We start from the raw sequence: 9231 nt of genomic DNA, 5'->3' as shown, positions 1-9231 counted from the left end.
GTTTGCCGCCGCCGAGTCCCGCGACACCGGCAAGCCGCTGTCGCTGGCCCGCGATATAGAGATTCCCCGCGCCATCGCCAACCTGCGGTTTTTTGCGCATGCGGCCACGCAGTTCGCCAGCGAATCGCACCATGGCGAGGCCGGACTGAACTACACGTTGCGACAGCCGCTGGGCGTAGTGGCGGCGATTTCTCCGTGGAACCTGCCGCTCTACCTGTTCACGTGGAAGATCGCGCCCGCCCTGGCAGCCGGCAATACGGTCGTGGCCAAACCGTCCGAGATCACCCCGGCGACCGCGACGATGCTCGGCGAACTCGCCGCGGAGATCGGCCTGCCCGCCGGTGTGCTGAACATCGTGCACGGCACCGGGGCTGCGGTCGGCGAGCCGCTGGTGCTGCATCCGGCCATCAAGGCCGTCTCGTTCACCGGCAGCACCGCGGTGGGCCGGCGCATCGCCGGGCTGGCGGGGCCGCAGCTGAAGAAAGTGTCGCTGGAGTTGGGGGGCAAGAACGCGACGCTGGTGTTCGCCAACAGCGACTGGCGTGCGCACCTGGATACCCTGCTCCGCTCTGCATTCCAGAATGCCGGCCAGATCTGCCTGTGCGGCTCGCGCTTGCTGGTTCAACAGGCGATCCACGACGAGTTCCGCGACGCGCTGCTCGAGCGCGTGCGGGACCTGCACGCCGGACCGCTGGACGATCCGGCGACGCGCCTGGGGGCGATGGCCTCGCAGGTGCAGTTCGACAAGGTCCTGGCCTGCATCCAGCGGGCCCGCCTCGAGGGTGGCCGCGTTCTCGCCGGCGGCCATGCACTGGACAGGCCGGGCTGGTATATCGCACCAACAGTGATCGACGGGCTGGGGCCTGAGGCCACCACCAACCGCGAAGAGATCTTCGGTCCGGTCGTCACCCTGCTGCCCTTCGAGAACGAGTCGCACGCGCTGGCGCTCGCCAACGCCGGCGACTACGGCCTGGCCGCGACTGTATGGACGCGCGACCTGGACCGCGCCCACCGCCTGGCCGCGCAGCTGCGCGCCGGCATCGTCTGGATCAACACCTGGATGACACGCGACCTGCGCACGCCGTTCGGCGGCACCGGCGCGTCCGGCCTGGGCCGCGAAGGCGGCGTGGAGGCCATGCGTTTCTTCACCGAACCCAAGAATGTCTGCGTGGCACTACGCTGAGGATCATCGAACCGAATGTCCGACCTTTCCAAACTCGAAAAACTGCTGCAGAACAATCGCGACTGGGCCGACCGCATCAAGCGGGAGGATCCCGGCTTCTTCAAGCGGCTGTCGCAACAACAGTCGCCGCGCTACCTGTGGATCGGCTGCTCCGATTCGCGCGTGCCGGCGAACCAGATCCTGGGCCTGGATCCCGGCGAGGTATTCGTCCACCGCAACATCGCCAACGTCATGTCGCACGGCGATCTCAACGCACTGTCGGTGGTCCAGTTCGCCGTCGACATCCTGAAGGTCGAGCACATCCTGCTGGTCGGCCACTACGGGTGCGGCGGCGTGCACGCGGCGATGACCGGGCTGCGCGTCGGCTTGGCCGACAACTGGCTGCGGCACGTGGCGGACGTGGCGATGAAGCACGCCGACCTGCTGGAGCAGGTCGACACCGAGTCCCTGCGCCATGCCCGCCTGTGCGAACTGAACGTCATCGAGCAGGTCTTCAACGTCTGCCAGACCACCGTGGTGCAGGACGCCTGGGCACGCGGGCAGCCGCTGGCGATCCATGGCTGGGTCTACAGCCTGTTCGACGGCCGCGTGCGCGAACTCGGCATGGACGTCTCAGCCCCGGACGACCTGCAACCCGCCTACCAGCGCGCCCTCGCCGGCGTGCCGCCCAAGGGCAAGCACGATGAGTGACGTGGTGCAGGCCGCCGGCGCGCCGAAGCCCGTCGGGCACTATCCGCATGCGCGGCGCGTGGGCGACCTGCTGTTCCTGTCCGGCATCGGTCCGCGCGATCCGGCGACCAACGCCATCGTCGGCAACGTGCACGACGCGGACGGGCGCTTGGTGAGCTACGACATCGATGCGCAGTGCCGGGCTGTCTTTGCCAATGTCCGTGCGGTACTGCAGGCCAGCGGCGCACGCTGGGACGATTTGGTGGACGTGACCGTGTACCTCACCGACCTGGTCCATGATTTCAAGGGATACAACTCGGTGTGGGCGGAGTATTTCCCCGACCCGGCCAYGGCACCTTGCCGGACCACGCTGGGCATCGGTTCGCTTCCCACCCCGATCGCCATCGAACTGAAATGCGTCGCGCACGTGCCGGAGCGCCGCTGACATGCTGCCGAACCCGCTGAACTTCCAGGCCTGGATCGACGAGCACCGCCACCTGCTCAAGCCCCCGGTCGGCAACAAGGTGATCTACGACGGTGACTTCATCGTCATGGTGGTGGGCGGACCGAATGCGCGCACCGACTACCACTGGGACGAAGGCCCGGAATGGTTCTACCAGCTGGAAGGCGAGATGGTGCTGCGGATCCAGGAAGAGGGCGCCGTGCGCGACATCCCGATCCGCGCCGGCGAGATATTCCTGCTGCCGCCCCGCGTGCCGCACTCCCCGCAGCGCATGCCGGGCTCGGTCGGGCTTGTGATCGAACGCAGGCGCCTGCCGCACGAGGACGACGGCCTGCTGTGGTTCTGCGAGCGGTGCAACGAAAAGGTCTACGAGGAGTACTTCCACCTCAACGACATCGAGCAGGACTTCTTCCGCGTGTTCGAAGCCTTCTACCGCAACGATGACCTGCGTACCTGCAAGGCCTGCGGCCACCTGAACCCGCGCCCGAGCCGCTACGAGATGCAGGCGGACTCGCGGGCCGACATCACCTGAGCTTGCACTTGCCCAATCTGGGCATTATCGTGCCCGATATGGGCATGAACGACACCCCCCGATCCGGCAGGGTCAGCGAAGCGGCCGCGCGCTATGCCACCGCCAGCCTGTCGGGGGCCTTGTTCACCACCACGCAGCAACGTGTGCTGGCATGCCTGTTTGGCGGGTCGGGACGCAGCTACGCGGYCAACGAGCTGATCCAGGCGACCGGTGCCGGCAGCGGCGCCGTCCAGCGCGAACTGGCGCGCCTGGCGGGCAGCGGCCTGCTGACCGTGGAGCACGTCGGCAACCAGAAGCGCTACCGGGCCGATCCGGACGCCCCGATACACGACGAGCTGGTGTCGATCGTCCGCAAGACCTTCGGCTTGGCCGAGCCGCTGCGCGAGGCACTCGCGCCGCTGGCCGACCGCATCCATGCCGCCTTCCTGTACGGCTCCATCGCCAAGGGCAGCGACACCAGTCGCAGCGACATCGACCTGATGCTGGTCGCCGACGATCTCGACTACGCCGAGGTGATGCTGGCCCTGCATCCGGTGGCCGAACGGCTGGGCCGGCAGGTCAATCCGACCGTCTACACCCGCGACGAGCTGGAGCGTCGCCGCCAGGCCGGCAACAGCTTCGTCACCCGCGTGCTGCAGCAGCCGAGGCAATGGCTGATCGGGGGCGAAGATGACCTCGCCGCTTGAGAAACTGGCCACGCACAGCGGACCGCTCAGCCCTGAGCCACCCGACAGGAAAGAGACTGCCGGCCTGCTTCGCTCGGGACTGGCGCGGCTCGCCGATGCCCACAACGACGCACTGTCGCTGGAGAGCCGCTTCGACCTGGCGTACAACGCGGCCCATGCGCTGAGCCTTGCGGCGCTGCGGCGTGCGGGGTTCCGTGCGCGCCACCGCTACATCGTCTTCCAGGTGCTGCCGCATACGCTAGGACTCGGGCCCGATGTCTGGCGCGTGCTGGCCAAGGCGCACGACCTGCGTAACCTCGCCGAGTACGAGGGGCATGTCGAAGTGGACCAGCGCCTGGTCAACGACCTGGTCGCGGCCTGCGAGCGCGTCTCCGACGCGCTGGAACGATGACGGTGCACGCGGTGGTTGCGTTTTCCCCATCGCGGCACTGCAGCGCGAATCCGTTTCGGGCAACCCCTACAATCCTGCGATGCTGAAGATCGATACCCATGCGCACTTCCTGCCCCGCGACTGGCCGGACCTCGCGGCCAAGTACGGCGATCTGCGCTTTCCGGTGATCCACCATGGCGACGACGGGCGCCACCGCATCTACAAGGACGGCAAGTTCTTCCGCGAAATCTGGCCCAAGACGTGGGACCCGGAAGAACGCATCGCCGACTATGCCCAGTTCGGCGTGCAGGTACAGGTGATCAGCACGGTGCCGGTGATGTTCAGCTACTGGGCCAAGCCGCATCACGCACTGGAACTGCACCAGGCGCTCAACGACCATACCGCCGCGGCCTGCCGCGACTACCCGCGCCACTACGCCGGCATCGGGACGGTGCCGCTGCAGTCGCCGCGCCTGGCGATGCAGGAACTGGAGCGCTGCATGGACCAGCTGGGCCTGCAGGGCGTGCAGATCGGCAGTCACGTCAACGACTGGAACCTGGACGCACCGGAGCTGTTCGACTTCTTCCAGGCCGCCAGCGAACTGGGGGCTGCGATCCTCGTGCACCCGTGGGACATGATGGGCGCGGCCTCGATGCAGAAGTACTGGCTGCCCTGGCTGGTCGGCATGCCGGCGGAACAGTCGCGCGCCGCGTGCAGCCTGATCTTCGGCGGCGTGCTGGAGCGCCTGCCGCAGCTGAAGGTGTGCTTCGCGCACGGAGGCGGCAGCTTTCCCTACACGATCGGCCGCATCGAACACGGCTTCAACATGCGGCCGGACCTCGTCGCCACCGATAACCCGCGCAACCCGCGCGACTACCTGGGCCGCGTCTATTTCGACTCCTGGGTCGCCGATCCGCGCGCACTGCGTTACCTGCTGGACACCGTCGGCCACGAGCGGGTGATGCTCGGCACCGACTACCCGTTCCCGCTCGGCGAACAGGAGCCGGGCGCCGGCATCGCCGCGCTGGGCCTGGACGAGGTGCAACAGGCGCGCCTGTACCACGGAACCGCGCTGGAATGGCTGGGGCTGTCGGCATCGAGGTTCCTGTGAGGGTGCTCGCTGCAGGAGCGGCGTCAGTCGCGACCGCACGGCATGATCTTGCGAGGACCCTCGGTATTTTCGTGGGAAACCAGCCCATCCAGCGTCATCTCCACCGACACTCCACGGTCGCGACTCATGTCGCTCCCACAACCTACCGACCATCTCCAGCCCGATGACCGACCCGCTGTCCCGCACCCACATCATCGCCCTCGACGCCGCCGACCCGCTGCGTCCGCTCCGCAACGAGTTCCTGATCCCGCGCCACAAGCACAACGACCAGGTCTACTTCTGCGGCAACTCGCTCGGCCTGCAGCCGAAGGGGGCACGCACCTATCTCAACGAAGTGCTGGACAAGTGGGCGAACGAGGCCGTCGAAGGCCACTTCACCGGCAACGCGCAATGGATGACGTACCACGAGCTGGTGCGTGAGCCGCTGGCGCGGGTGGTCGGCGCCGAGCCGGCCGAGGTGGTGGCGATGAACACGCTGACCACCAACCTGCATCTGATGATGGTCAGCTTCTACCGGCCCACGGCAGAGCGGCCGGCGATCCTGATGGAAGCCGGTGCCTTCCCCTCCGACCGGCATGCGATGGAATCGCAGGTGCGCTTCCATGGGTTCGATCCCGCCACCGACCTGATCGAAGTGGCGCCGGACCAGCCCGACGGCACGCTGTCGATGGCGGCGATCGAACGTGCCATCGCCGAGCATGGCCCGCGCCTGGCGCTGGTGCTGTGGCCCGGCATCCAGTACCGCACCGGCCAGGCGTTCGACCTGTCGGAGATCGCGCGCCTCGGGCATGCGCAGGGGGCGGTGGTCGGCTTCGACCTGGCCCACGCCGTCGGCAACATACCGTTGCGCCTGCACGACAGCGAGGTCGATTTCGCGGTCTGGTGCCACTACAAGTACCTAAACTCGGGTCCGGGTGCGGTGGCGGGCTGCTTCGTGCATGCGCGCCACGCCCACACCGACCGTCCGCGCTTCGCGGGCTGGTGGGGCCACGAGAAGGAAACCCGCTTCCGCATGGCGCCGGAGTTCGTGCCGACGCCGGGTGCCGAGGGCTGGCAGCTCAGCAATCCGCCGATCCTGGGCCTGGCGCCGCTGCGCGCGTCGCTCGAACTGTTCGAGAAAGCCGGCGGCATGGAGGCGATCCGCAGCAAGTCGCTGAAGATCACCGGCCTGCTGGAAGCGCTGATCCAGGCACGACTCCCGGATGTCCTGCAGATCATCACGCCCAGCGACACGACCCAGCGCGGCGCGCAACTGTCGTTGCGGGTGATCGGGGGCCGGGAGCGCGGGCGGGAACTGTTCGAATACCTGCTCTCCGTCGGCACGGTCGGCGACTGGCGCGAACCGGACGTGATCCGCATCTCGCCCGCCCCGCTCTACAACCGCTACATGGATGTCCACCGCTTCGTCGAGGAAGTCGAGACGTGGCGGGGATTCTGATCGGGAGACGCGCGCTTGGGCACTGAGACGCCTCGACACATCACCCTCATCGGCGCCGGTCTTGCCGGTGCGCTGCTGGCCACGCTGATGGCCCGCGCCGGCTGGCGGGTGGACGTGTTCGAAAAGCGCGGCGACCCCCGCGTGCAGGGCTACGCGGGAGGCCGATCCATCAACCTCGCGCTCACCGAGCGCGGCCGCCATGCGCTGCGCATGGCCGATGCCGACGATGCGGTGATGCGGCAGGCCGTGATGATGCGCGGCCGCATGGTGCACGCGCTCGATGGGCGGCTGCAGCTGCAACGCTACGGCCGCGACGACGCCGAGGTCATCTGGTCGATCCATCGCGGCGACCTGAACATCACGCTGCTGGACCTCGCCGAAGAAGCCGGCGCGAAGATCCATTTCGACCGCCGACTGGACGCCGTCGACTTCGATGCCCGCATCRCCCGCTTCGCCGACGGACAAGGGGGCCTCCATCCCGTCGGATTCACCGCACTGGTCGGGACCGACGGTGCCGGCTCTTCCCTGCGCGGCGCGATGCAGCAACGGGAAGAACTCGGCGAACACACGGAATTCCTGGACCATTCGTACAAGGAACTGGAGATCCCGCCCTCGGCCGACGGCGCCTTCATGATGGAACCGAATGCGCTGCACATCTGGCCGCGCGGACACTACATGTGCATCGCGTTGCCGAACGACGAACGCACCTTCACCGTGACCCTGTTCCTGCCCAACCAGGGCGACCCGAGCTTTGCCAGTGTGCGCAACGGACGCGAGGCCAAGGCGCTGTTCCTGCGCGACTTCGCCGATGCGGTGCCGCTGATTCCCGAGCTGGAACGGGACTGGGACGCCAATCCCACCGGGCTGCTTGCCACGCTCTACCTGGACCGCTGGCATCTCGGCGACCGGGCCGTGCTGCTGGGCGACGCGGCGCACGCGATGGTCCCGTTCCACGGCCAGGGGATGAACTGCGCTTTCGAGGACTGCGTCTCGCTGGCGCACCATCTGCAGGCGTCCTCCGACCTGGCGCAGGCGTTCGCCGCGTTCGAGGCCGAGCGCAAGCCGAACGCGCTCGCCATCCAGGAAATGGCGCTGGAAAACTACGTGGAAATGCGCGACAAGGTCGACGATAGCGGCTTCCTGCTGCAGCGCGAGCTGGAACTGGCGCTGCAGCAACGCCATCCACAGCGCTTCGTGCCCCACTACGCGATGGTCAGCTTCATGCGCATCCCGTATGCCGTGGCCCAGCACCGCAGCCACGTGCAGCGCGACCTGCTGGTACGCCATACCGCCGGGCGCACGTCGCTCGAGGGCATCGACTGGGCGGCGATCGATGCCGATGTGCATGCGCTGCTGCCGATCCTGGAGGATGCGGTGGCGTGAGCGCGAGTTTCCTCTTCTACGACCTGGAAACCTTCGGCGCCGATCCTCGCCGTAGCCGTCTGGCGCAGTTCGCCGCCGTGCRCACCACGCCCGCGCTCGAGGTGGTCGACGAGCCGGTCAGTTTTTTCGTGAAGCCGGCGGATGACCTGCTGCCCTCGCCCATCGCCACGCTCATCACCGGCATCACGCCGCAGCAGGCGCTGCGCGAGGGCGTCAACGAGGCCGAGGCGTTTGCCCGCATCGCCGACGAGATGGGACGTCCCGAGACCTGCACGCTGGGCTACAACAGCCTGCGCTTCGACGACGAGTTCGTCCGGCACGGCCTGTTCCGCAACTTCCACGAGCCCTACGAACGCGAATGGCGCGGCGGCAACTCGCGCTGGGACCTGCTGGACGTGATGCGGCTGATGCATGCGCTGCGCCCGGACGGCATCGTCTGGCCGAAGCGCGACGATGGCGCGACGTCTTTCAGACTGGAGCATCTGGCGCTGGCCAACCGCGTGCGCGACGGCGATGCGCACGAGGCGCTGTCGGACGTCTTCGCCACCATCGGGCTGGCGCGCCTGATGCGGCAGGCGCAGCCGCGGCTGTGGGACTACGCCCTGCAACTGCGCGACAAGCGCTTCGCCGCGCGCCTGCTGGACACGACCGCCATGTTGCCGGTGCTGCATGTATCGCAACGCTATCCCGCGCACCGGCTGTGCGCCGCACCGGTGCTGCCGCTGGCCCGGCACCCGCGCATCGACAGCCGCATGGTGGTGTTCGACCTCGACAGCGACCCGACGCCGCTGCTCACGATGTCGCCGGACGACATCGCGGACCGGCTGTACACGCCGGCCGTCGACCTTCCGGAAGGCGAGCAGCGGATCCCGCTGAAGGAAGTCCACCTGAACCGCGCGCCGGCGCTGGTCGCGTGGTCGCACCTGCGGCCGGCGGACATGGACCGGCTGGGCATCGACCCCGCGCGCTGCGAGCGCCACGCCGCGATCCTGCGCGACGCCGGCCCCGTACTGGCGGAGACCGTGCGCCGGGTGTTTGCCGGGGAACGCACCTACGAAGCCGGCGACGTCGACGGCTCGTTGTACGACGGATTCCTCGCCGACGCCGACAAGCGCCGCTTCACCGATGTGCGCACCACCCCGCCCGCGCTGCTGGGCCAACGCGATTTCGGCTTCCGCGATGCGCGGCTGCCGGAACTGCTGTTCCGCTACCGGGCGCGCAATTGGCCGGAGACCCTCGGCGCCGACGATCGCCAGCGCTGGGACGACTACCGTCGCCGGCGCCTGGCGATGGACAGCGGCCTGTCCGAATACAGCTTCGACCAGTTCGATGCGGAAGTCGCCGAACTGCGCCGGGGCCAGGCCGGCAATGCCGACAAGCTGGCGCTGCTCGACCG

At 68.1% G+C, this 9231-nt stretch carries 10 protein-coding genes; all 10 read left to right on the top strand.

Annotation, left to right across the window (positions count from 1 at the left end; translation table 11 throughout):
* The coding region (locus AC04L7_RS06680; protein ID WP_475512725.1) for an aldehyde dehydrogenase family protein at window positions 1–1183 on the top strand (1183 nt) is incomplete at its 5' end.
* 15 nt (window positions 1184–1198) lie between these two features.
* Entirely contained in the window at window positions 1199–1873 is a 675-nt protein-coding gene (gene can / locus AC04L7_RS06675) for a carbonate dehydratase (protein WP_435998281.1), read from the top strand.
* Window positions 1866–2297: a RidA family protein gene (locus tag AC04L7_RS06670; RefSeq protein ID WP_475512724.1), complete on the top strand. Its 432-nt coding sequence runs from the start codon at window positions 1866–1868 to the stop codon at window positions 2295–2297. Before can ends, AC04L7_RS06670 begins: the two co-directional genes overlap by 8 nt.
* A 1-nt stretch (window position 2298) precedes the next feature.
* Entirely contained in the window at window positions 2299–2847 is a 549-nt protein-coding gene (locus AC04L7_RS06665) for a 3-hydroxyanthranilate 3,4-dioxygenase (protein WP_435998279.1), read from the top strand.
* Between the two features lie 44 nt (window positions 2848–2891).
* Window positions 2892–3533 carry a nucleotidyltransferase domain-containing protein gene (locus tag AC04L7_RS06660; RefSeq protein ID WP_475512723.1) on the top strand — a complete coding sequence of 214 codons (642 nt, stop codon included), beginning with the start codon at window positions 2892–2894 and terminating at the stop codon, window positions 3531–3533.
* On the top strand, window positions 3517–3924 hold the full coding sequence (locus tag AC04L7_RS06655; RefSeq protein WP_299342440.1) for a hypothetical protein: 408 nt from the start codon (window positions 3517–3519) through the stop codon (window positions 3922–3924). Before AC04L7_RS06660 ends, AC04L7_RS06655 begins: the two co-directional genes overlap by 17 nt.
* Window positions 3925–4003: 79 nt before the next feature.
* A complete protein-coding gene (locus AC04L7_RS06650) occupies window positions 4004–5014 on the top strand; it encodes an amidohydrolase family protein (RefSeq protein ID WP_435998275.1) in 1011 nt (336 codons plus the stop codon).
* A gap of 163 nt (window positions 5015–5177) precedes the next feature.
* Window positions 5178–6452 carry a kynureninase gene (gene kynU, locus AC04L7_RS06645; RefSeq protein ID WP_435998273.1) on the top strand — a complete coding sequence of 425 codons (1275 nt, stop codon included), beginning with the start codon at window positions 5178–5180 and terminating at the stop codon, window positions 6450–6452.
* Window positions 6453–6467: 15 nt separating this feature from the next.
* Window positions 6468–7835, top strand: coding sequence for an FAD-dependent oxidoreductase (locus tag AC04L7_RS06640; RefSeq protein WP_475512722.1), 1368 nt, complete (start codon window positions 6468–6470; stop codon window positions 7833–7835).
* A partial coding sequence (gene sbcB, locus AC04L7_RS06635) for an exodeoxyribonuclease I (protein ID WP_475512721.1) occupies window positions 7832–9231 on the top strand: 1400 nt, incomplete at its 3' end. The genes AC04L7_RS06640 and sbcB, both read left to right, overlap by 4 nt.

The sequence above is a fragment of the Pseudoxanthomonas sp. LjRoot204_2 genome (assembly GCF_056175765.1).
Note: the sequence above shows the minus strand (reverse complement) of the source record. Positions and strands in the feature narration are given on the sequence as shown.

What these genes read in the sequence shown, in the direction of transcription:
- can (WP_435998281.1), top strand. Translation starts at nt 1,199, where the DNA reads ATGTCCGACCTTTCCAAACTCGAAAAACTGCTGCAGAACAATCGCGAC.
- AC04L7_RS06665 (WP_435998279.1), top strand. Translation starts at nt 2,299, where the DNA reads ATGCTGCCGAACCCGCTGAACTTCCAGGCCTGGATCGACGAGCACCGC.
- AC04L7_RS06655 (WP_299342440.1), top strand. Translation starts at nt 3,517, where the DNA reads ATGACCTCGCCGCTTGAGAAACTGGCCACGCACAGCGGACCGCTCAGC.
- AC04L7_RS06650 (WP_435998275.1), top strand. Translation starts at nt 4,004, where the DNA reads ATGCTGAAGATCGATACCCATGCGCACTTCCTGCCCCGCGACTGGCCG.
- kynU (WP_435998273.1), top strand. Translation starts at nt 5,178, where the DNA reads ATGACCGACCCGCTGTCCCGCACCCACATCATCGCCCTCGACGCCGCC.